The following is a 916-nucleotide window of genomic DNA, read 5'->3' on the forward strand; positions in this document are numbered from 1 at the left end:
CTTGAGGAGACCGTCTTCGCGCTCACGAGCGCCGACGTCCGGGACGCCTGCGACCTCCTGGAGCCCCGCTATCGGGCCAGCGGTGGGGTCGACGGGCGCGTCTCCATCGAGGTCGAGCCGCGCCTCGCGCACGACGCCGTCGGCACCGTCGCGCAGGCCCGCGAGCTCTGGGCGCTCGTCAACCGCGAAAACGCGATGATTAAGATCCCCGCGACCCTGGCCGGGCTGGACGCAATCAGCGACGTGATCGCCGAGGGCATCAGCGTGAACGTGACCCTCATCTTCAGCCTGGAACGCTACCGGCAGGTGACCAACGCCTACCTGAGCGGCCTCGAGCGGGCCCGGGCGGCCGGGCTGGACCTGACCGCAATTCACTCCGTCGCCTCGTTCTTCGTCTCCCGGCTCGACACCGAGGTCGACGCGCGGCTCCGCGCGATCGGCACCGACGAGGCGCTCGAGCTGACCGGGAAGACCGCGATCGCGAACGCGCACCTCGCCTACGAGGTCTTCGGTCAGGCCTTCGACTCCGAGCGTTTCGCCGTGCTGAGCGCCGCGGGCGCCCACCGGCAGCGCCCCCTCTGGGCCTCCACCGGGGTGAAAGACCCGCAGCTGGCCCCCACCGCGTACGTGACCGAGCTGGTCGCCCCGGACACCGTCAACACGATGCCGGAGGCCACGCTGGAGGCGGTTGCCGCCGCCGAGCCCGTCGTGGCGGACGCCGTCACGGGGCACACCGCGGTTGCGAACGCGCAGCTGAACGCCGTCGCCGAGCAGGGCATCGACTACGCCGAGGTCACCGAGCTCCTGGAGCGCGAGGGCCTCGAAAAGTTCGAGGTGTCCTGGAACGAACTCCTCGCGACCGTGCGCGCGGGTCTCGAGGCGAACCGGTGACCCTCCTCACCCTGGGCTCCGAGCT

Annotated in this window: 1 protein-coding gene; it reads left to right on the forward strand. The window is 71.1% G+C overall.

All coding sequences use genetic code 11. The annotated features are described in order from the left end of the window. A partial coding sequence (tal, locus tag OOT08_RS00110) for a transaldolase (RefSeq protein WP_325090570.1) occupies positions 1-891 on the forward strand: 891 nt, incomplete at its 5' end. Positions 892-916: the final 25 nt, after the last annotated feature.

Origin of the sequence: Leucobacter sp. M11 (genome assembly GCF_035726885.1) — a bacterium.
In the GTDB taxonomy this organism is placed as follows: domain Bacteria; phylum Actinomycetota; class Actinomycetes; order Actinomycetales; family Microbacteriaceae; genus JAPFRB01.